This window comes from Rubritalea marina DSM 17716, assembly GCF_000378105.1.
Lineage (GTDB): Bacteria > Verrucomicrobiota > Verrucomicrobiia > Verrucomicrobiales > Akkermansiaceae > Rubritalea > Rubritalea marina.
Genome location: NZ_KB899254.1, coordinates 36,142 through 57,813, shown reverse-complemented (window position 1 = coordinate 57,813; position 21,672 = coordinate 36,142). Strand labels below are relative to the sequence as shown.

At 51.8% G+C, this 21,672-nt stretch carries 17 protein-coding genes; 4 read left to right on the top strand and 13 right to left on the bottom strand.

Translation table 11 applies throughout. The features are described 5' to 3' along the window. The 3 genes from F454_RS0107680 to F454_RS0107670 are packed head-to-tail and all read right to left on the bottom strand — an operon-like array spanning position 1 to position 2,376. Positions 1 to 885 (bottom strand): PulJ/GspJ family protein, encoded by an 885-nt coding sequence (locus tag F454_RS0107680; protein ID WP_156817193.1) that lies wholly within the window; start codon positions 883 to 885, stop codon positions 1 to 3. Positions 886 to 889: 4 nt separating this feature from the next. Next, on the bottom strand, positions 890 to 1,657 hold the full coding sequence (locus tag F454_RS0107675; protein WP_018970062.1) for a type IV pilus modification PilV family protein: 768 nt from the start codon (positions 1,655 to 1,657) through the stop codon (positions 890 to 892). 23 nt (positions 1,658 to 1,680) lie between these two features. Further along, the gene (locus F454_RS0107670) at positions 1,681 to 2,376 is read right to left on the bottom strand and encodes a prepilin-type N-terminal cleavage/methylation domain-containing protein (protein WP_083912927.1); all 696 of its coding nucleotides are present in this window, start codon (positions 2,374 to 2,376) and stop codon (positions 1,681 to 1,683) included. Positions 2,377 to 2,642: 266 nt separating this feature from the next. On the opposite strand from F454_RS0107670, the gene F454_RS15750 reads away from it, so the two are divergent. From F454_RS15750 to hisI, 3 genes are all read left to right on the top strand, one after another. Continuing rightward, positions 2,643 to 3,218, top strand: coding sequence for a type II secretion system protein (locus tag F454_RS15750; RefSeq protein ID WP_018970060.1), 576 nt, complete (start codon positions 2,643 to 2,645; stop codon positions 3,216 to 3,218). An 87-nt stretch (positions 3,219 to 3,305) separates the two neighbouring features. After that, positions 3,306 to 3,812: a hypothetical protein gene (locus F454_RS0107660; protein ID WP_018970059.1), complete on the top strand. Its 507-nt coding sequence runs from the start codon at positions 3,306 to 3,308 to the stop codon at positions 3,810 to 3,812. 24 nt (positions 3,813 to 3,836) lie between these two features. Continuing rightward, positions 3,837 to 4,292 (top strand): phosphoribosyl-AMP cyclohydrolase, encoded by a 456-nt coding sequence (gene hisI / locus F454_RS0107655; protein WP_018970058.1) that lies wholly within the window; start codon positions 3,837 to 3,839, stop codon positions 4,290 to 4,292. Positions 4,293 to 4,490: 198 nt separating this feature from the next. On the opposite strand, the gene carB is transcribed toward hisI, so the two are convergent. The 6 genes from carB to F454_RS0107625 all read right to left on the bottom strand — a co-directional run bounded on the left by carB (position 4,491) and on the right by F454_RS0107625 (position 15,534). Next, complete coding sequence (gene carB / locus F454_RS0107650; protein ID WP_018970057.1) at positions 4,491 to 7,715, bottom strand: carbamoyl-phosphate synthase large subunit; 3,225 nt, start codon at positions 7,713 to 7,715, stop codon at positions 4,491 to 4,493. A gap of 264 nt (positions 7,716 to 7,979) precedes the next feature. Then, entirely contained in the window at positions 7,980 to 9,323 is a 1,344-nt protein-coding gene (locus F454_RS0107645; protein ID WP_018970056.1) for a nucleotide sugar dehydrogenase, read from the bottom strand. Positions 9,324 to 9,615: 292 nt separating this feature from the next. Further along, positions 9,616 to 10,422, bottom strand: coding sequence for a hypothetical protein (locus tag F454_RS15745; protein ID WP_018970055.1), 807 nt, complete (start codon positions 10,420 to 10,422; stop codon positions 9,616 to 9,618). A 23-nt stretch (positions 10,423 to 10,445) separates the two neighbouring features. Beyond that, a complete protein-coding gene (locus F454_RS0107635; RefSeq protein WP_051083291.1) occupies positions 10,446 to 12,149 on the bottom strand; it encodes an arylsulfatase in 1,704 nt (567 codons plus the stop codon). 18 nt (positions 12,150 to 12,167) lie between these two features. Next, a complete protein-coding gene (locus F454_RS0107630) occupies positions 12,168 to 13,136 on the bottom strand; it encodes an alpha/beta fold hydrolase (protein WP_018970053.1) in 969 nt (322 codons plus the stop codon). Positions 13,137 to 13,158: 22 nt separating this feature from the next. After that, the gene (locus F454_RS0107625) at positions 13,159 to 15,534 is read right to left on the bottom strand and encodes an arylsulfatase (RefSeq protein ID WP_205619004.1); all 2,376 of its coding nucleotides are present in this window, start codon (positions 15,532 to 15,534) and stop codon (positions 13,159 to 13,161) included. Positions 15,535 to 15,877: 343 nt separating this feature from the next. On the opposite strand from F454_RS0107625, the gene F454_RS0107615 reads away from it, so the two are divergent. Continuing rightward, positions 15,878 to 16,267 carry a DMP19 family protein gene (locus F454_RS0107615; protein ID WP_018970050.1) on the top strand — a complete coding sequence of 130 codons (390 nt, stop codon included), beginning with the start codon at positions 15,878 to 15,880 and terminating at the stop codon, positions 16,265 to 16,267. A gap of 15 nt (positions 16,268 to 16,282) precedes the next feature. On the opposite strand, the gene ftsA is transcribed toward F454_RS0107615, so the two are convergent. The 4 genes from ftsA to murC are packed head-to-tail and all read right to left on the bottom strand — an operon-like array spanning position 16,283 to position 21,671. Continuing rightward, entirely contained in the window at positions 16,283 to 17,488 is a 1,206-nt protein-coding gene (gene ftsA, locus F454_RS0107610; protein ID WP_018970049.1) for a cell division protein FtsA, read from the bottom strand. An 18-nt stretch (positions 17,489 to 17,506) separates the two neighbouring features. After that, positions 17,507 to 18,433: a cell division protein FtsQ/DivIB gene (locus F454_RS15740; protein ID WP_018970048.1), complete on the bottom strand. Its 927-nt coding sequence runs from the start codon at positions 18,431 to 18,433 to the stop codon at positions 17,507 to 17,509. Further along, entirely contained in the window at positions 18,426 to 19,352 is a 927-nt protein-coding gene (locus F454_RS0107600) for a D-alanine--D-alanine ligase family protein (RefSeq protein WP_018970047.1), read from the bottom strand. The genes F454_RS15740 and F454_RS0107600 overlap by 8 nt, the downstream gene beginning before the upstream one ends. Positions 19,353 to 19,373: 21 nt before the next feature. After that, positions 19,374 to 21,671 carry a UDP-N-acetylmuramate--L-alanine ligase gene (gene murC, locus F454_RS0107595; RefSeq protein WP_026292782.1) on the bottom strand — a complete coding sequence of 766 codons (2,298 nt, stop codon included), beginning with the start codon at positions 21,669 to 21,671 and terminating at the stop codon, positions 19,374 to 19,376. Between the last annotated feature and the right edge of the window lies 1 nt (position 21,672).

The window sequence follows — 21,672 nt, the reverse complement described above, 5'->3', positions numbered from 1 at the left end:
CTACGGACGCGGCAATGCCACTGACTTCGTGAAGTAGGAACTATTTTCCTTGAGAGCAGCGGCGAAGGCTTCGTTGTCTTTGAAGCGCTTGTTGTTGAAGACCTGCATCGCAGAATCACTCACCACAAGGGCCCCGAGCTCGATCGAGGTCAGGCGCGCGTCGTCGGGCAGGATCTGAGGCTCAATCGAGTCACCACGCACGCTCACTTCGTTGAACTGTGAGCCACTCTGCATCACGGGAATGCGTTTTTGAGTGAGGTTGCCATTCAGTGTGTATTCAAAGATGAACGTTACAGTGAGATTGTAGATATTCTCCGCTAGGAAGTTGTTGGTATCATTCACCACGTCCGCTCCGTTCACCAGTGATTGGATCGATGACTGCGCGAGATAGGTGTCGAAAGTCTCATCAGGGTTCACCAAGTTGCGATAGAGTGAGTAGACAGGAAAGGACTTACCCGCTGGATCTAGCTGATCGCGGTAGGCCAGGCGGTAAGTAACCAGAGAAACATCTCCGCCCTTGTCTTGGTTGGTGCCGATTTGGCCATCATAGCGATCTGTCGCTGCTGTGAAAAAGCTGAACTCTAGCGGGTTTTTGATCTCAGCATTCTGCGATGGCCCCAGCTCGCCACTCCCGTCCATCTTAGCGTACATCCATTCATACGTGTTGCCTGAGCGGATGATCATGCTTTCGAGGTCGTGCGCCATCAGCTCAAGACTCTCTTTAGCAAGTCGGCCAGCACGCGTCTTATCGCGGCTTTCCTTCCAGGAATCCATGGAGATACGTGTCATGCCTACCAACACCGCGATGATCACCGTGGTGATCGTCATGGCAGTCATCACTTCAACCAAGGTGAAGCCTTTTCTGAGTTTCTGATTTTTCATCATGGTCTTATCGGCGGATGGCAATGTTCTGAGACACGACAGGTGCTCCTAATTTATCAAAGTCCCAGGTTCCCCCGGTCACGTAACTGTATAGATTATTATTGAGTTCAAAAAACTCGGCGCGGAATGCGATGAACGCTTCATCATAATCGCCGGTGCTTGATGCTTCCGTTCCAGTACCACTTCCGCTGTTGGATTGATTGAGGATGCGGCCGGCGTCGCCAAGCCCCATGGCTCCATTTTGGCGCACGAGTTGTGTCATCCGCACCACGTAGACTCTTCCTTCCACTACCCCGGGCACGAGTTCATCCTGAAGCGTGCCGCTGGGTGCTTTATCAATGCGCCGGGCGATCGTCTGGGTGATGTAGTCCACGCCTGGAAGTGAGGAATCATCGGCCACCATCTGATTGGCAGCCGCCTTGAGCGTGCCGTCGTTGTTTTCAGAATCAGGCTGTGCCTGATATTGGTAGACTAGGATAGCTGAGCTTGGGCTGTGGCTATCTTTGATCCACTGGAATGCTTTCTCAAAGGCAGATGCGCCAGTGCCAGATGCTACGTAGTCGCTTTGCTCAGTAGGGCGCAAAGTCGCCATCTCCCCCTCTAGGGTCGAGACCAAGCGGTTTGCATCCGCAATCGATAGTGCCTTACCAATCTTCTGTTGTGCCGGACCAAAGACCGACATGAATGTGGTCAGGAGGATCGCTACAATTCCTATAGCGATCACCACTTCCACTAGTGAGAATCCCGAATGTGGCTTGAATTTCTGTAATTTCATCAGTGTCAAATGCGTGCTTTAAATTAGAACATCGGATCGCGATCGCCGAGCGTCGGGATTTGATCGGGATTCCTGAAGAGGCTCGTGTTGCCGCGCTTCCAGATCGCGAAGCCTGAGACGTCGCGACTACCTTTCTTCGCTTCCCGAGGTTGGTCGTCATTCGGGTAGAGTACGCCTGCCTGCACCACGAAAGAGGCTGGCGTGGTGCCACTATTGTTCACCAATAAGCCCTCAGAGTTGAACTCAAAGTAATAGCATCGCTGCGGTGTCTTAAAGCCGGGAATCTTCACGCTCATTTCTGGAGGGTTGCCGCTGAGACGCGCATTGAAAAACACATTCTGAGGCAGACTAACACCTCGCGCAATCAGCTGATCGTTCCATTGATATGATTGCTGGCCAGAGTTACTCGAGTTCGTAGGAATCTGGCGCACAATGCCCATATAGCGCAGGTGCTTCTCACGCTCGTCCCCCTTGCCGCCCGCCTTGTAAATCACCACTCGCGTTCCCGCACCACTAGACTGCGCCAAACTACGAGCCTCAGAAAAGAGGTTCTCCGCCATGGTGGCACCGGTGTCAGAGCCTTGGGCCGATGAGGCTTTTTTCATCACGCTTGCGCCGACGCCAATCAAGGTGGAAACAATCACAAGAACGACCAGCATTTCTACCAAAGTAAAGCCAGAAGGTGATGTAGCATTTCGCTTTCTCAATGAGTTTTTCATGTGGTGTTAGGAAATCTATGGATTTGATGTCAGTGTGGAAATACTTTTTTCGTATTTTGCGTCATCGACGCACCGACACATGCCGAGGATTTTGTATTTACAATGTAGTGAGCCAATTCGTGACTTGTCAACACCACAGAAATTCCAAGCTGCAGTAACGGTTGATGATCCCCGTAGCACAGCAGCAATCGTTTGATTCCATGCTTGAGCCAAAATATTCATTGGAATCTCGGTGGCTGAGTGCATAGTCTCTCGCACTACATATTATGAAAACCTATCGTTCATTCTTACCATCTCAACAACGCAGGGCATTCTCACTCGTGGAGGTGCTTGTCGTCATCGCCATCATTGCCGTATTGGCCGCCGTTTCCTTTCCAGTCGCGGGTAAAGTCATGAAATCTGCCGACATCGAAAAGAACCGTGTCATCGTCAAAGCGCTCGATAGCGCCATCACTGAATTTTACAGCGATTACAACTACCTCCCCAGCGAAGCCAATTCAGACACCAAACTTAGTAATATCGAAACCATCAACATGCTGCGCGAGCTCGCAGGTCAACGCAAAGAACGTAACACCAAAGGCAAGAACTACCTCAAAGGAATCCCAACCGCCAAGAATGACCGCAATGGTATCCGCTACGGCTCCGGCGATGACATCGATGGCTTCTTCTGTAGCTTCGGCGGCGACGTCTACGTCATCCTCGATGGCGACTACGACGGCGAAATCCGTAAGCCAGCTGGAGTGCCTAGCTCAGCTAAAGACATCCGCGGCCGCAAGGCATTGATCTGGACCCTCGGTGAAGAAGAGGATGATGACTCCGCCGTGGTCATGTCTTGGAAGTAATTTTCTAGACACCAAGCACTTCTCTACCCTTGACCTCTTGCAGCGAACTGCTTCACTGCCCGCCGAACAAGCAACCAATTCATTACCGTGAACGCATACGAGATTTACCAAAACATCAAGCCATCCATCATTGTTGACCTCTTCCAGTGGATGCGCGATGAAGAACGCGACTTGTACAAAACCACACTCTCCACTTTGGCGAACGAGCGCAAGCTGCGCCCAGTCTTCATCCAAAAGAAATCCGTGGCAGAACAAATCGCATGGCTACACAAGACCCTCAAACTCAAGTCCAGCGACATGGTCGGCGAGCACATCTTCCAAGTCTACTTCATGCAGGGCCAACAAGACCTTCTCGTGAAGTTCTGTGACGCCATGGACATCGAGCACGACGGCAAAGGCTCCGTGGAAGGCGCACTCCCTGAAACACTCGACGCGGACAAACTTTCCGCTGCAGTAGACACGCTTCTTGAATCCTTCGACGCTCAGCTCGTCAGTCTCTACCTTAACGTATTCAACATCCAAACAGATGACGGATGGGATTCTATCTCCGACCTTCTAGCATCAGATGAGCGTCTCAAGCTCTCTGCTGAATAAGGAATCCAAACGCTCACAACAACCATGTCTGACATCATCAAATTTGGACTTCGTGGCGATAAGAAGGCTCTGGAAGAAGGCTTTGAGCTCGCACCAAAATTCGACGAAAATGGCCTCATGCCATGCGTCGCGATCGACCACATCACCAAAAAGCCGCTCATGCTAGCCTACATGAATGAGCAATCACTCAAGATGACCATCGAGATTGGTGAAGTCGTCTACTACTCACGTAGCCGCCAAGAAATCTGGCACAAAGGCGCCACCTCCGGCCACACGCAAAAAGTCATCGAAATGTACACCGATTGCGACCAAGACGCCATCATCGTCTACGTCGACCAACAAGGTGCGGGAGCCTGTCACACTGGCCGTAATTCCTGCTTCTATCGAAAGATCGACATGGAGGCAGACAAAAAGCCAGTGACCCTCAAAATCACCGAGGCTCACACCTACGACGCCGACGCAGTCTACAAGAAAAAGTAAGCTCAAGCAGCACCAAACTATCTATCCACTAAGCCACTCAGAAAGCACCTGAGTGGCTTTTTTGTAGCCAGCGCCCTTGATCTAGCCTGTCACCATACGTGTTAATCATGCGTGTTAAAGCCTAGTTGATGGACAATAAAAAAATGCGCGACGGCGAACCGTTGCGCATTTTTATTGAGTATTGCTTGTTAGCGTTTGCTAGATGAGGCCGTGGTATGCCTGGATCGGCTTCACTTCGAACTTCTCGTTCTGAAGGGAGCGAATCGCGCGAACGGATGCTTCTGCTGCAGCGAGGTTGGTGCAGTGTGAGATCTTGTTCGCCACAGCGCCGGAGCGGATGCGAATTTCATCTTCACGCGCTTCGTGACCACTTGGTGTGTTGATAACGAAGGAGATCTCTCCGTTCTTCATCATGTCGATCACGTTCGGGCGTCTCTGCTCGGCGAGTTTGTAGACTCGTTCAACCTTGATACCATTGTCTTGGAAGAACTTGTAGGTTCCGCCAGTGGAGTAGATGGTGAAGCCTAGCTCGACGAGCTCCTTGGCGACTCCTACTGCCTGTGGCTTGTCGCGATCATTCACGGAGAAGAACACGTTGCCGCTGGTTGGGAGTGGGTTGAACGCGGAGATCTGAGACTTCGCATAGGCGAGGCCTAGGTCGGCATCGATGCCCATCACCTCACCGGTGGATTTCATCTCAGGGCCGAGCACGATGTCGATCCCAGGGAATTTTGGCCATGGGAATACGGCTTCTTTGACGCAGTAATGATCAGGAAGCACTTCCTCAGTGAAGCCAAGTTCCTTCAGCGACTTACCCGCCATTACCTTAGCGGCTAGCTTCGCGAGTGGGATACCGATCGCCTTTGAGACGAATGGCACGGTGCGGGATGCACGTGGGTTGACCTCGATCACGTAGAGCTCTCCATCTTTTACGGCGAACTGGATATTCATGAGGCCGCGTACGTCGAGCTCGCGAGCGAGGTCTTTGGCACCCTTCATGATTTGTTCGGTGATGGACTCGGAGAGTGATGGCGCAGGGATCACACAGGCGGAGTCGCCCGAGTGGATACCAGCCGCTTCAATGTGCTGCATGATCGCACCCACGACTGATGTTTCACCGTCAGAGATACAGTCAACGTCTACCTCAACCGCACCTTCGAGGAAGCGATCCACGAGGATAGGGCGGTCTGGTGATACGTCTGCGGCTTCGGAGATGTAGCGGCGAAGTTCGTCGTCATTGTACACGATCATCATACCGCGCCCCCCGAGGACGAAGGATGGGCGAACGAGTACTGGGTAGCCGATACGGTCTGCGATTTCTACCGCCTCATCCGGGGTGACTGCAGTGCCGGCTTCCGCTTGCTTGAGGCCAATATTATCGAGGAGTGCGGAGAAGTGCTTGCGGTCTTCTGCTAGTTCGATGGACTCAGGTGATGTTCCGATGACTGGCACACCATGGCGCTTGAGGTCTGCTGCGAGATTGAGTGGGGTCTGGCCGCCGAACTGGACTATGACGCCGTCTGGCTTCTCTTGGTCGCAGATGTTGAGCACGTCTTCAAGGGTGAGTGGCTCAAAGTAAAGCTTATCTGAGGTGTCGTAATCGGTGGAAACTGTCTCTGGGTTGGAGTTGACCATCACTGTCTCGTAACCGAGCTCCTTGAGCGCGAAGGCAGCGTGCACACAGCAGTAATCGAATTCGATTCCTTGGCCGATACGGTTGGGGCCGCCACCGAGAATGATGATTTTCTTCTGATCTGTCTCGCGTGCTTCATTCTCATCACCATAGCTTGAGTAGTAGTATGGCGTGTAGGCTTCAAACTCGGCCGCACAGGTATCAACCAGGCGGTAGGTTGGAATCACGCTGTGCTTCTTACGAGCCGCACGGACGTCGTCCTGATGGCAGCCCTGCAGGTGTGCGATTTGGTAATCGGAGAAGCCGTACTTCTTTGCCTTACGCAGTTGGTATGCATCCTCTAGGATGTCTTCCTGCTTGGCGATCGCGAGCCCTTCATCAACGATTTGTTTGAGGTTCTCGAGGAACCAGCGGTCGATGGAGGTGGCTTCGAAGACATCTTCTACGGACCAGCCGTTGTCAAAGGCAGTCTTGAGCCAGAAGATACGCTCTGCGTTAGGAACGTGGAGTTTACGCTCGATGTCTTCGCGTGATGGTTGTTTGGCGCCTTTACCATCGAAGCCAAAGCCGAAGCGGCCAGTTTCTAGAGAACGCAGTGCTTTCTGCATCGATTCTTTGAAGGTCTTTCCGATAGACATGGCCTCGCCCACTGCCTTCATCTGGGTGGTGAGCACGGAGTCTGCCGTGGTGAACTTCTCAAAGGTGAAGCGTGGGAGCTTCGTCACACAGTAGTCGATGGTAGGTTCGAATGAGGCTGGGGTCTCACGCGTGATGTCGTTGCGCAGCTCGTCGAGCGTGTAGCCGACTGCGAGCTTAGCTGCGATCTTGGCGATTGGGAAACCGGTTGCCTTGGATGCAAGTGCTGAGGAACGCGACACACGTGGGTTCATCTCAATCACGATGCAGCGGCCGTCCTCTGGGTTCACTGAGAACTGGATATTGGAACCGCCAGTCTCGACACCGATTTCACGGATACAAGCGAAGGAGGCATCACGCATGATCTGGTACTCGCGGTCGGTGAGGGTCTGCGCTGGAGCCACGGTGATGGAGTCTCCGGTGTGCACACCCATTGGATCGAAGTTCTCAATAGCACAGATCACCACGCAGTTGTCGGCGCAGTCACGCATGACTTCCATCTCGTACTCTTTCCAGCCGAGAAGCGATTCTTCCACAAGGATCTCGCTGACCGGTGAGAGGTCGATGCCACGTGCACAAATTTCTTCAAATTCATCCACGTTGTAGGCGATTCCGCCGCCAGTGCCACCGAGGGTGAATGCTGGACGGATAATCAATGGCATGGAGCCAATTTCTTTGGCGATCTCGCGGGCTTCTTCCATGGTGTGCGCCACGCCTGATTGAGGAAGGTCGAGCCCGATCTTAAGCATGGCTTCCTTGAAGCGCAGGCGATCTTCCCCTTTATCAATGGCGTCGGCCTTGGCTCCGATCATGCGCACCTTGTGCTTGTCGAGTGTGCCAGACTTGAAGAGATCCATGGAGCAGTTCAATGCTGTCTGTCCCCCGAGTGTAGGGAGAAGTGCGTCTGGCTGTTCCTTGATAATGATTTTTTCTACAACCTCAGGAGTGATCGGCTCGATGTACGTGCGGTAGGCAAACTCAGGGTCGGTCATGATGGTGGCCGGGTTGGAGTTCACGAGAATCACCTCGTACCCCTCTTCCTTGAGCGCTTTACAGGCCTGAACGCCTGAGTAGTCAAATTCGCATCCTTGTCCAATAACGATTGGACCTGAGCCAATCACGAGAATTTTTTTAATCGAGGTATCCTTAGGCATGAAACTGGTTCGTAAATTGAGGTGTTCATGCCTACTCCCAATGCTTTTGTAAAGGATTCTTGCACCTGAAATTGAAGATTTTGTCACTCGCCACAAGAACGCCGATTTCACGCCCTAGCTAGGAGGCATAGAATCGTCGAAAATTCAATGAGCTGGAGTCCTTTAGTTAAGAACTCCAAAGTACCCTGTTCACGAAAAACAGACAAAAAAAGGGCGCACAAGGATGAAGCCTGTGCGCCGCTGTTGCATGGATGGTTGGGCCTTTTAGCCCTTGCCGATACCAGAAGCTTCGTAGCCCAATTCGCGCAAGGCTTCAATATCGAGAATATTACGACCATCGAAGAGGCGGGCGGGTTTGACCATGGTTTCATACATGGCCTTGTAATCGAGAGTCTTGAACTCGTCCCACTCGGTCAGCACGAGAATCGCGTGTGCTCCAGCTACCGCTTCTTCAGCAGAGCTACAAACTTCCACTTTATCACTGGTGAGCCCGTGAATTTCATCGGCGGAGACTTGTGGATCGTAGACTGCAATGTTGGCCCCTTCTTCGAGGAGATCGCGGCAGATGTATATGGCGGCTGACTCCCGCGTGTCATTGGTGTCTTTCTTGAAGGCGAAGCCTAGGATGGCAACCCGCTTGCGCTGCACCGTGTTGTAGAGACTATGGATGACGTTGCGCGTGAAACGTTGGCGTTGGTAATCATTCATGTCGAGCACCTGGCGCCAATATGTGGCCACATCAGGAAGCCCAAAGTGCTCACAGAGGTAGACCAAATTCAAAATATCTTTCTGGAAACAAGAACCACCAAAGCCAACAGAGGCCTTGAGAAACTTGGAACCAATTCGGCTATCCATGCCGATGGCATTGGCCACCTCATCGACGTTTGCTCCAGTGGCCTCACAGACGGCAGAAATGGAATTGATCGAGGAGACGCGCTGAGCAAGGAAGGCATTGGCCACCAATTTAGAAAGCTCTGAGGACCAAACATTGGTGGTGATGATGCGCTCGCGGGGTACCCAACGATTGTAGACGCTGACCACGGTCTCCATCGCTTCTTTACCAGCTTCGGACATTTCGCCACCGATGAGCACACGGTCAGGGGACTCTAAGTCGGAGATCGCCGTACCTTCTGCCAAGAACTCAGGGTTTGAAAGAATCTGGAACAAGTGCCCTTTGTCATAACCATTGAACACATCTTGCACGAGCTCTGCGGTACGCACGGGAACGGTAGACTTCTCCACGATAATCTTAGGACCCTCGCAAACCTCGGCAATCATGCGTGCACATCCTTCTACAAAGCCCATATCCGCTGCGCTACCAGCGCCAACACCATAACTCTTGGTCGGTGTGCCAACTGAAATGAAAATCACATCGGCATCCTTAATAGTAGGCTTCACCTCGGTGCTGAAGAAAAGGTTTTTGTTGATACGTCGCTCTACAATCTCTGAGAGCCCGGGCTCATAGACTGGCAGGGTATCGCTATTCCATGCAGCAATACGATCGGCATTCAAATCTACCACATGCACCTCGATATCATGACACTTCTCAGCAATCATGGCCATCGTCGGACCACCCACATAGCCAGCTCCAATACAACAAATCTTCATAGTTATTACTTAAGGTTTCGCGCAAAAAGAACGCTCCACTTAGATCAGCAGATATCGTGGTATAGTCAAACAATTCTATTGAATGTGACAAAGCTGACCAAGCCAGACGTAAGGCCATGAGGCTGGGAAACGCTGGCGAATTCCTCCGCTCAACAAGGATAAAATGCGGGCGAGGTCACCTACCTCGCTTCAAACTACGCAGAAAAAACGCCCACACTCATTGAACATGAGCCATGGGCGTGGCAATCTAAATACCCTCCTGAGTTAGCCCCAGAAGCGCACTCACTCTACATTAAAATTGGTACTTCGCACCGAGCAAGAAGCCCTCGGTATCCACATCAAACAAGAAGCCGCCTTCAGAGTAATCGATCGACTGGATTCGGTAACCTGCGAGCAACTTCCACTTGGGATTCAGGTCATAGGCTACAATCCCCATGAGCTGCCAGAGTTCGTCTGAACTCACACCGAATCCCCCCACATCCCCTAGAAAACCAAGCGACCATTTCGGGTGGAAACGATAATCGTACTTCATCCCAATGAATGGATCTACCCATCCTTTGCTAGACTTTAACCCACCTAAGGGGCCAGGGCCGTTGAAGGTCACCTCAGAATTCACATAAGAATATTGTGCGCCCACATGCGCTCTCAAGAAATGCGCTTCGTCCTCATACAACACATATCCAAGTGCCATCGCCACTTTCACTTGCTCTGACAATAGGTCTACCGAAGCTCCCAGCCCGCCATGGGTCAGATCGTTGCTCAAGCTATTCTTCACATACTGGAAGTCGCCGAGAACAATCCAGTTTCCCTTGCGTGCCTCACCCGCTAAAAAACCGGCAAAGTCGAGTGACTTGAACACCTTGGAAAACGGCACATCCGCCTCACTGACAAATCCATTGATCCCAATCTTGCCGTTAATGCCAGCAGCCCAGAGGTAAGGAGCCACGGTAAATTGCCATTTATCTTCCGGCTCCACGGCAACACTCACATGCTTAGAATCAGCCCAATCTCCCTGATTTTGCGCCAGGGTAGTTTGCGACACCATCACACTCATCATCATCGCGCAGAGCGATCCAACTTTGTTTTTATTCATTTTCATAGTTTAGGGTTTTGCTTGGTAAATTATTTGATGCTTCTGCCAACATTCCATGCTGGGTCCACCGCAATCACTCCATAGTCTTCTGCATACTTCTCATAGGCTGCCATCATCACTCGAAATCTCTTCGGTTCTTCCCCCTCCAATGGCGTCGTCTCACAGGGGTCTATTGTTAGATTGTACATGTGCCATTGATTATCACCACCATTTCCTTCAGAGGTTCTGATGATTTTATAGTTTCCCATGAACAACACGCCACTTCCGAAAAGCTCGAAAGCTATCGCTTCATCATCAGGGTGCACTTGCGAGGATTCGCCACGTAAATGAGACAACAAACTCGTGCCCTTGGCGGTGGCAACCGAGCGTCCTTTGTATTCGCCCTGAGGGGCTGGCACATTGGCCAAGTCTAAAATAGTGTTGGCGATGTCTCTGACTTGAGTCAGGCCAGCCTCTTTGCCACCTAACAAACTAGCAACTTTCACCTGATTATGCGGCTTCACAATCAGGGGCACCCTGATCCCACCTTCTCCATTCCAGAGCTTGTACCAGGACAATCCTCCAACCCCTGCGGAAGCCCAGCCTTGTCCCAAGGAAACATTGGAGTCCGGGTTGCCCAAGTTCTCATAACTGTTGTCATAGTGGTGCTTAATCCATTGCGTAAGGGCTTCTGAACTGTTGTCACCCAGGACGTCAAGGGCGTCGGCACCGTTGTCTGACAGATAGATGATGAACGTGTTATCGTACTGACCACTGGCTTTGAGGTACTCGACAAGTTTCGCAATATTGTCGTCCGTCTTTTCGAGCATGGCCGCCACAATGGACTGCTTTTTGGCATTCCAGAGTTGTTGTTCTTTCGTGAGCGTGTCCCATGCTTGGACATAACGATTTCTTGTCGACAATCGGGCGGCAGAATCTATCACGCCGAGTTGCTTCATGCGCTCGAACCTTCTCTGGCGCAGCACATCCCAGCCCTCGGAATACGTTGCCGCATACTTCTCGATTTTTTGCTTGGGTGCTTGCAGAGGAAAATGTGGCGCTGTCAGTGCCAGATAGGCGAAAAACGGCTTACCGTCAGACTCATGCTTCTGCATCATCTCGATGATTTGCTGCGTGTACACATCATCGGAGAAGGTACCTACAAACGCGTCCTCTACTTGAACACCATTGCGGTAGGTTGGCTCTATCGTCTTTGGTGGCATCCCCTCTTCCACTGGCAAAGGCATCATCCTTTCTCGGGTGTAATGGTGTGAGCCCCCACTAAGCACTCCGTAGCTTTCCATAAAGCCTCGAGCAGGCGGGTACATCTTTTTCTCTTTCTTGCCCAAGTGCCACTTGCCGGCCATCATTGTATTGTACCCAGCATCTCGCAACAATGTCGCCACCGTCACGGCTCGGTCATTCAAATACCCCTCATAGCCGGGCTTCCCCACAGCATCTGGATACACAGCGTAGTCGAATGTCCCCATCCCAACTTCGTGAGAATAAGCACCAGTTAACAACATCGAACGAGTCACCGAACAACTCGGAGCTGCGTGAAAGTTTGTGTACATCACCCCCTCAGCGGCCAGTTGCTGCAAGGCTGGCATCTTCGCCTCCCCGCCAAATGGCTGCGTATCAGAAAAGCCCACATCATCACTCACAACTAGCAGAATATTCGGGCGCTTCGTAGGTTCCGCAATTCCAGTAGCCGCGATGCCAAAACAACAGATAACAAAATATAAATAACGCATTCCAGTAGTAGATAATCTTTAACCTTCGTGTTCCTCTATCCATGACTCCACCATGCCAACAAACTCTTCATGGCAGTCTTGGTAGGCAAAATGCCCACAATCTTCAAAAACCTTGAGGCGGCTATTCGGCAGCCTTTCATGCAATCGCTCGCCATTGTCGACATAGAGGATGGCATCATCGCTCCCCCAAAAAATTAACGCTGGCACCGAAACCTGATGCAACAGTGGATCCAGAACGGCCAAGCTCTCAGGGTACCCTCTGAACCACTCTAACACAGTGGCCACCCTGCCTTGATAAGACCTCTTGTAGTCAGAGAGCTCATACACATTCGGTGTGTACCTCACGTTACAAATACGTGTGCCAGCTTCGATCAAAGCTCCAGAGCCCGCGACACGAAATACCATTCTCCAGAATGCCGAGTCCACCATCTTGCGAATCACACTGGCATTCGACGAGGGCGCAATCCCCGGCCCATCACCGATCATCACACTCTTCACCCGGTGCTCGTGCACCGCCACATAGTAGAGAGCGGTCGGCATCCCAACGTCTGGGCCTAGCAAATGGACATCTTTGAGTTCAAAGTGGTCTAGCACCTTGGGCAGGAAATCCCCTTGAGCTTTAAAATTCATAAACGGCACCCCTCCCTCACTCATCCCAAAGCCGGGCAAGTCGTACGCCAAGACATCATAGCGCTGAGTCAATGCTGTCCAAATAGTGGCAAAGCCGACAATACTCTGCGGGAACGGGCTCAGTAGGACGAGTTTGGGCTTACCAGGATTCTCCACGCGGCTGTATCGGATCTTCACGCCATCAATCTGCACCACCTTGAGCTGCATATCCACCAGGTCGGGCATCGTGGGGGAATCGCTGTAAGCATTTTTTGCGCGCAGCTGATTTAATTTGGGCATTTCCGAAGTCACCCACCCCAAAACGGTGGCGTTGACCTTATCGTAGAGATTGATGCGTGATAGGGGGGTATTTTCCATAATTCTAGTATTAATCGCTTATCTATTCACCTTCTGTGATCTCTGGGCGTGTGGGCGAGAGTTTATAATGTACTTGATGAATCTTTCCGCTGAATGCGAAGGGAGCTTGATCCTCATAGCGCTTGGAGACTGAAGCTCCTAGGTCTCGGCCGATATCCAATGTCTCGGTGAGAGCGTATCGAGCAAAAACCATCTTATCCGTCTTGCCAGTGGCCACTAGAGTATCGTCGATAAACAATTTCACGGTCCCGCCTGTGGTATCAACAAAGGGTCTGAAGGGCTCTTGTTCATATTCCATCCGAATCGTGTGCTTGCCTGGACTGATCTTTTCTTTGGCCTGCGTGAGGTAATATTCGCGGGTGTAGTAGTTGTATTCATAGCACAGGAGGCCATCTTTGATGTAGAGGCTGTACCCTGCAGTACTCCCTCCCATGCAAGCTATGACACCGTCTGTCATCCCATCCTTTACTTCGATATCTGCAGTGATCGAGTGTGAGCGCTGAAACAGGAGCGGAGCACTGCCTTCCGTGATCCTCTTCGTGTCTTGGGTGTAGGTGAATTCATAAACGCCTGCAGTCAGTGCCGGACGCTGTGGATTGATTGCCCGCTGAGCCCATCGGTCATCCAGTGGATACACATTGAATTTTTCAGCTTCTTGCGCGAACACTTGCTTCAGCTCCTCTAGCTTCTGAGGGTGCTTCTGCGCTAAGTTGTTCGCTTGAGAAAAGTCTTCTGCAACATGGTAGAGCTCCCAGGTATCGTTCTCGAAATCCCCTGTGGCATTGACCAATTCCCAGGGCAAGCTGTGCCTCGCGGCCGCGACCCAGCCTTCATGGTAAATGGCCCTCCTGCCTTCGACTTCAAAATACTGCGTGGTTCGCTGGTCCTTTGCGTCTGGTTCCTCAAAGCTGTATGCCATACTGACGCCAGCGAGGGGGATCTGTGGAGCCCCCTCCACCTCCTTCGGTGCAGGAATACCTGCCAACTCGTACACTGTCGGTGCCACATCAACCACATGATGAAACTGAGGGCGAACCGACCCGGTTTGCTCCAGCTTCCCAGGATAATGGACCACCATACTATTGCATGTACCGCCATAGTGGCTTGCCACCCTTTTCATCCACTGAAAGGGAGTAGAAAATGCCCACGCCCACGGTACCCCGTAGTGGTTTTCGTGCTTATACCCCCCCAGTTCATCGACAATCTCTAACTGGTCTTTGATGTCCACCTTCATCCCATTCTGAGTCATCATGTTGTTGTCAGTTCCAGTCATCGACCCTTCAGGACTCGCACCGTTGTCACCTGTAATATAAAAGATCAGTGTATTCTCCCCCCCGGGCAACTCATGTGCATGGTCGATGAGGCGACCAATATGGTGATCTGCATGGGCTAAGTAACCTGCAACAGCTTCCGCCTGGCGGGCATAGACCATTTTATGATCTTCTGGGATACTATCCCATGACGGGATTTCTTCAGGACGTGGGGTGAGTTTCGCGTCTTTGGGTATGACTCCAAGCTCCAGTTGGCGCTTGAATGTTTTCTCACGGAACGCATCCCAGCCGTCATCAAATTGCCCCTTAAATTTTGCAATCCATTCCTCTGGGGCATGGATCGGCGAGTGCACCGCGCCCGGACAGAAAAACATGAAGTACGGTTTATCGGGAGCCATTGCCTTCTGTTGATCCATCCAGCTCATGGCTTTTTCTACGAGATCTTCAGTCAGGTGATACCCTTCTTGATGCGTCTTTTTGGGTTCAATCGCTGTGGTGTTAAGGAATAACTGCGGCTGATACTGACTAGTCTCCCCGCCAAGGAATCCATAAAAATGCTCAAATCCAAAGCCTGTGGGCCACAGGTCAAAGGGCCCCATCTCGGTCACCACCCAATCTGGCGTGTTGTGCCATTTCCCAAACAACGAGGTGCTATACCCGTTGTACTTTAAAACCTTTGGTAGTAACGCAGCTTCTGGCGGAATGATGCTGTTGTATCCAGGGTAGCCCGTAGACATCTCAGTGATCGTACCAAAGCCTAACTGATGGTGATTGCGTCCAGCCAACAATGAGGCGCGAGTCGGAGAACAGATACTCGTGGTGTGGAAACGATTGTAGAGCACCCCGCTGTCTCTCAACTTATCCAACTCAGGTGTGGGTATGGGACTCCCATTGACGCCAATCTGCCCAAACCCAACGTCGTCTAGCAAGATGATGATCACATTCGGAGCGCCCTCAGGAGCCGACACTGTCCGAGGGAAATCTTGCTTAGAATCTTTATACGTTTTCCCAATTTCCCCCTGAAACTCATGAGCCTTGATAGGCAGGACCGTTCGATCAAATGCGGAAGATACAGAAACCAATGAGCAGATGAGGGCCGAGAAGATGGGTAGCGAGTAGTTTTTCAAAATAAGGGAGGGTTCATTAAATATAACGATTACTAACAACTTAACAACATCACCTAACACGGTCAATAAAATCCTCTACTTAAGCCACATACACCTAATAAATGCACCAGACTAAAAATCATAAAACCCCAGAAAATCAGGGGAGAACCGTCACTTAGTAAACATCATTAAATGATGGGAATAAAACATTTAGATATCTAAATGAACACGATGCACAACCAATCAACGATTATAAATAGAATAGCCTCCAGTGAGAGAATCATCGACCACCATCAAAAATGTTCTGGTCACTGGCGCGGCTTTGTCATTGGCTGCGGCATCCCCATAGCAAGCAATAGTAAACATGTTCGAAAGTATTGAATTGAGTGAAGAAGTCGAAGAGCTGGTAGATCAGCTTGAGGAAGCATCTAATGACAGAGCTCTAAGCCGCGAGGAACGCGCCGTGATTGATGTGGTCGACACCGTGAAGCTCATCGCGGAGGGCGAGGGCCTGAATGAATTCTGGTTGAGTGGCACCGACCACAGCCGGGCCATCAACTCCTTTGAATTGATTGGAGCAAGCACCATCGTGGACACCTTAAACGCCAGCCAATGGTGCCAAGCTGCGATCGAAGATCGTAGCCAATACTCGAGCACTGAAGCCGAATACATCAGTGGGATTGAGGAAGAGTACTTTGAGGCCCTTCAAGACCTCACAGAGCTGCTAAACGACTTCATCGAAGAGGAGCTCTAAACTCGCACTGATCCGCTAAGCCCCCCAAACCCAGCCCCAGAGTTTTCTGAGGAAGCCGCGGGTATCGCGTTGCTCGGCATCACGGTACTGAGCGTAACGAATCAAGCCCAGCGCTGTCGAGTAACGTGGGTCTTTGTAATACTCGTGAATCTCGCTGAACTGAGGCTCTTCAAGTCGATAGACCTCAAGATCGAACACCTTGTTAGCCAATTCACCAAAGCCCTTCATCAAGCTGGTACCACCGGTGAGGTAGACCCCATGGCCGACATCCTGCAAGGCATCAGCAGGTAGCTTTGCTTTTACCAACTTCAGCACCTCATGAAGGCGTGCATGGATCGCGCTATTCAAGAGATCTCGTGAGATTTGAATCTCTTGAAACCCTTTTTCGTCGGGAATCGTCGCCATGCCAACAGACTTCGCCGGATCCCCTGAAGCATCGCCCTCCAGGCACTTGATCTTCTCCGCCTTCGACAACGGGATTTCGCATAGGATGTGAATGTCATTGGTAACGTGGTCTCCGCCGACTGGAATGCACCCAGACGCCACCACGCCACCGTTTTGGTAGAGCACGTAATCGGTGGTGCCACCACCAATATCAATCACCAAAGCACCAGCTTCCTTGGCCTGCATCGGCAGCGCGATTAAGGCCGATGCAATGGGTGAAAACACCACCTGCTCCACATTCAAATTGTCTTCGCGAGCGCACTTGATGCTATTTTGGATGCGCGTCTTGATGGCGTGCACAATGTGGTAATCCGCCTCAAGCGTCTCTGCCATCAAGCCCAGCGGCGTCATCAAGTTGTCGTGCTCGTCAATCCGGAACTGGCGCAAAATATCCATAATGCAAACATGATCAGCGGGGATCGCCACATCGCGGGCGCGCTCTACCACTTCATCGATGTCATCATAAGTCACCGCTCTACCTTCATTTTCGAGGCGTAACTTGCCGGAAAAGTTTTCACCAATGATGTGCTTGCCTGTAACCGCGAGCAGAATGTTATCAATGCTGACATTACTCACGTCTTCAGCCTTGAGGTGAGCCTCACGCACGCAGATACGCACATTCTGCATGTCAGTGATTTCACCTTTGCGCACGCCAGTCGTCGGCGTCTCACCGACACCTAAAATCTTCACCGTATGGTCAGACTTTACTTCGCCCACCACCATACAGGTCTTACTCGTGCCAATCTCTAGGCCAACATAGATCTTCGATTTTGCCATTTACTTCGTCACCAATTCTTAGTCGTTTTCCTCACTCACTCCATCCACTGGCACGGCCTTTGGCACCTTGAAACCACCTGGGATGTTGTGTTCGGGGAGAAGATTGATCCAATCCAACTTTCTACCTGTTTCCCTAGCATGCCGTCGCGCCGCTAACAAGTCCTCAAGTTGACGTTCATGTTCATACATGCCAAAGGTGGCTTCCACACCATCATCGCTGGTCGCCTTGAGGCTATAAAAGTTGAGTACCTCCACGCGATCAAGTGCCCAGTCTTTCTCGGGAACTTGCTGCACGCGGTTCACCAAATCGAGCGCGCGCTTGCCATCTTTGTGCAACATCTCAGCACCTAGAGGGAATTCATCAGGGTCAGCCTTCTTCACCACAATCACAGGCAGAGCTTCCGCCACCTTCCACAGGCTTGCACCACAGAGAAACAGCCCACCCTTTTCATCCACCAAAAGCCCTTCCTGCTGGGACCTCCCTCTCACTTTGAGAAGCGAACTCTCAATCCAGGCCACAGGCACGCGCTCCACCACACGCACCTTGATCGTGTCATAGAGACGACGCTCCACCTCGGCCGACACCACTTCAGGGAGCTCACGAAGCCGTTGTTCAGCCACGTCAATGTCCACCTTAAAGATCGACTCTGTGAGGCTGATACCTGCAATCTGAGCAGCCTCCTCCGCAGTCATGTGGCCATTCGATTCAAAATCAAGATGGCGCAGGGTGAACTTCTCGTTGGTATTCAGATGCTTCGTGATCGAGTCGGTGAGGTAGTAGACTAAGCCCCCAATGACACCCAGCACCAAAAGCAGCTTGAAAAGCCGCTTGAAGATCGCGGCACATTGATAAAAGACGATACGCGGAGAGGTGACACGCAAGTACAACTTGCGCTCATCCGTTAGAAAACGATCCCCATCGCGCTTGTCTTTTTTTCTAGCCATTCCTATCAACTTGGGCTGACAGCTCAGCAATTTTCAAGCAAAGCTCAGGGAAAGAATAACCAGCTTGCTCAGCCGCTTTGGGCAACAAACTACTCGCCGTCATGCCGGGAATTGTATTCACCTCGAGCACATAAGGTTCACCGTCTGTCCCCAGCAAAACATCCACCCGTGAGTAGACCTCGATACCCAACGAACGATGCGCCTCAAGAGCGGCCTTCTGCACTTTAGCAGTCGTTGTTTCATCCAGATCTGCAGGGCAGTAATAATCCGTGCCACCATCGCCAGTCATCCAAGGGTACTTATTGGCCATGTCGTAAAAGCCACTGCGCGGAGCAATATGCACCACTGGCAAAACTTCATCCCCAAGCACACCGACAGTGAGCTCTTTGCCCTCGACAAATTGCTCCACCAATATCTGCTCGCCAAATGTTGCCGCGTCTTTGAGTGCAGGCTCCACGTCCTCCTCTGACTGCACGATGTGCACCCCCACGCTTGAGCCTTCACATGGAGGCTTCACCACATAGGGGAGGTCAAAGCTTGGCTTCCTCACCTCTTGGCTGCTATCGAGAATCTCTGACTTCGGCGTTGGCACTCCAGCAGCGATAAAGCGCTCCTTGCTAGCCACCTTATCAAAGGCCAGCTTACTAGCAGCAGAGCCAGCTCCTGTGTAGGCGATACCAGCCTCTTCGAGCAAAGACTGAAATTGTCCATCCTCGCCAAAGGTACCATGGATCGTATTCACCACCAGATCCACATGCTCCGGCAGTGTCACATCGTGGGTCTCCACCACCAATTCTTCCACCTTACAGCCAGCTTCACGCAGGGCGCCAGCCACAGCCTGCCCGGTCGCCATCGAAACTTCTTTTTCTGATCCCGGGCCACCCATGGCCACCACCAAATTACATTCCTTCACATTCATAGTCGTTCTCTCTCTTCTTTTCTAGAATTGGGCTTCATCTTCACCGATGATTTGCACCTCGGTATCTAGCTGGATCCCCATCTCCTCATGAGCTTTCTTTCGAATTGTTTTAATCAAATCCAACACCTCTGTAGCAGTGGCTTTGCCAGTATTGATGATAAAATTGCCATGTTCCGTAGAAACCATGGCATTGCCAATGGAGGATTCTTTCAAACCCAATCGGTCCACTAACATACCGGCCGGCATCTCCTCTGGATTCTTGAAAATACAACCAGCGCTAGCGGCGAGGGGCTGGCTTCGACGACGCTTCTGCATGGACTCCTCCATCTTCTCAGCAATCTCTTCAGCTGGGGCTGGCACCCCTTTAAAGCAAACAGAAAGGACATAGTTGAGGCGTAGAGTTGGCACATTGCGGTAGTGTGATTCGATCTCATCGCCGCGCAGCTCACGCACCTCGCCATCTTCCATCAGCAACTTCATGGTCACCACCTGATCAAAGGTCTCTGTACCCATGGCACCAGCATTCATCCGCATGCCACCACCCACATTCCCGGGAATGCCCTCCATCCACTCAAAACCTGATAGGCCGGCCTTCTGCGCAGCCATGGCCAATTTCTTGAAGCGCACTCCAGCTCCAGCGTGAATCACATCTCCCTCCACGCGGACCTCTCCAAATTCCCCACGAGTAGGATGCATCACCACACCGCGAATGCCCCCATCGCGGACTAACAAGTTAGAGCCTCTGCCGACCACTCGCAGCGGGATCCCGCGCTCACGACAAAAGCTAACCACATGGGCAAAGACCTCCGTCGTCCCAGGCTCTAGCCAAATCTGAGCCGGCCCACCCACCAACATCGTGCTGTGTTTACGCATCGGTTCGTAGAGGCGGGCCACCAGAGAATCCGCCGAAAACCCCAGATTAAATGATTCTAGCAGTGTCAGATCTCTCGCGATTTTCGTACCCGCTTCGTGGACATTGCCAGCTCCCAGAGTGATCAACACATCACCTTCTTTAAGCGCATTGCCCACCACGTAATGCGCCTGTGGCACAGCGCCAACAAATTCTGCTTTGGTTGCGCCAGCGGCATGCACAGCATCGACAATTGTCTGTCCGCCCACGCCCTCGATTGGGGACTCAGACGCCGCGTAAACATCAGTCACAAAAACTCGATCCGCCAGTTGCAAAGCATCCCCAAATTCAGCAGCAAGCTTTTGCGTGCGGCTGAATCGATGCGGCTGAAATAACACCAACAGACGCTTAGGCTGCAGAGAGCGCGCGGTCTGCAAAGTAGCCGCCAATTCAGTCGGGTGGTGGCCATAGTCATCGATGATGCGGAATTGATCACTGACGTATTTGGTCTCAAAGCGACGTTTCGCTCCTGCAAAGGTCGCCAAGGCCCGAGTGATACCATCCATATTCACACCACAAGCACGCGCCAGCGCGATCGCGGCCATGGCATTCAGCACATTATGCCTACCTGGCACCCCAAGCTCCACACGGCCCAGGAATTCCCCCTGCACCACGACATTAAAACTCACGCGCCCGCCTTGCTCCACCACCTCTTCAGCGACGTAGTCGGCATCATTCCAACCATACGAGATCGCTCCCCTGCGTGACGCACAAAGCTCCGTAGCAGTAGGGCACTCACCACAGTAAATGATTGAACCAGATGTCTTATCCAGCAAGGTGGTAAACACCTCTTTGATTTGCTCGATGCCTGAGTAAAAATCTAGGTGCTCCTCTTCCACATTGAGGACGATACTGTGCTCTGGAGCATAGAGAACGAGTGTGCCATCACTCTCATCACCCTCCGCAACCATGACCGTTCCAGACTCATCCCAGTGTGCATTGCAACCCAGCACTGGAATCTCAGCCCCCACATAATGTGAAGGTTGTTCAATCCCCTGACGCAACAAGTGCGCACTCATTGCAGAGGTCGTTGTCTTTCCGTGCGTACCAGAAATGACCACGCCATCCTTGGTCGCCAAAATCGCCGCAAGGCACTCAGCGCGACGAATCGTAGGAATGCCCAACTCTCTGGCAGCAGCTAGAGCCACATTTTCAGAACGAATCGCTGAAGAATAGACCACCACTTCCGCATCCTGTACCGACAGGGCATTGTGCGGGCTAGAAAACTGCAAACCCGCACGCTGAAGGCGTTCGGTCTCGGAACTCGTCACGCGATCACATCCACTCACCGCATGCCCCATCTCCAAAAGCAACGTGGCAAGCCCACTCATTCCAGAACCAGCCACACCAATCAAGTGCACCCTGGCCGGCGTGTTGCGCTGCATCAATCTCTTACTAAATTCAGTCATC

What these genes read in the sequence shown, in the direction of transcription:
- F454_RS0107680 (WP_156817193.1), bottom strand. Translation starts at nt 885, where the DNA reads ATGATGAAAAATCAGAAACTCAGAAAAGGCTTCACCTTGGTTGAAGTG.
- F454_RS0107675 (WP_018970062.1), bottom strand. Translation starts at nt 1,657, where the DNA reads ATGAAATTACAGAAATTCAAGCCACATTCGGGATTCTCACTAGTGGAA.
- F454_RS0107670 (WP_083912927.1), bottom strand. Translation starts at nt 2,376, where the DNA reads ATGAAAAACTCATTGAGAAAGCGAAATGCTACATCACCTTCTGGCTTT.
- F454_RS15750 (WP_018970060.1), top strand. Translation starts at nt 2,643, where the DNA reads ATGAAAACCTATCGTTCATTCTTACCATCTCAACAACGCAGGGCATTC.
- hisI (WP_018970058.1), top strand. Translation starts at nt 3,837, where the DNA reads ATGTCTGACATCATCAAATTTGGACTTCGTGGCGATAAGAAGGCTCTG.
- carB (WP_018970057.1), bottom strand. Translation starts at nt 7,715, where the DNA reads ATGCCTAAGGATACCTCGATTAAAAAAATTCTCGTGATTGGCTCAGGT.
- F454_RS0107645 (WP_018970056.1), bottom strand. Translation starts at nt 9,323, where the DNA reads ATGAAGATTTGTTGTATTGGAGCTGGCTATGTGGGTGGTCCGACGATG.
- F454_RS15745 (WP_018970055.1), bottom strand. Translation starts at nt 10,422, where the DNA reads ATGAAAATGAATAAAAACAAAGTTGGATCGCTCTGCGCGATGATGATG.
- F454_RS0107635 (WP_051083291.1), bottom strand. Translation starts at nt 12,149, where the DNA reads ATGCGTTATTTATATTTTGTTATCTGTTGTTTTGGCATCGCGGCTACT.
- F454_RS0107630 (WP_018970053.1), bottom strand. Translation starts at nt 13,136, where the DNA reads ATGGAAAATACCCCCCTATCACGCATCAATCTCTACGATAAGGTCAAC.
- F454_RS0107615 (WP_018970050.1), top strand. Translation starts at nt 15,878, where the DNA reads ATGTTCGAAAGTATTGAATTGAGTGAAGAAGTCGAAGAGCTGGTAGAT.
- ftsA (WP_018970049.1), bottom strand. Translation starts at nt 17,488, where the DNA reads ATGGCAAAATCGAAGATCTATGTTGGCCTAGAGATTGGCACGAGTAAG.
- F454_RS15740 (WP_018970048.1), bottom strand. Translation starts at nt 18,433, where the DNA reads ATGGCTAGAAAAAAAGACAAGCGCGATGGGGATCGTTTTCTAACGGAT.
- F454_RS0107600 (WP_018970047.1), bottom strand. Translation starts at nt 19,352, where the DNA reads ATGAATGTGAAGGAATGTAATTTGGTGGTGGCCATGGGTGGCCCGGGA.
- murC (WP_026292782.1), bottom strand. Translation starts at nt 21,671, where the DNA reads ATGACTGAATTTAGTAAGAGATTGATGCAGCGCAACACGCCGGCCAGG.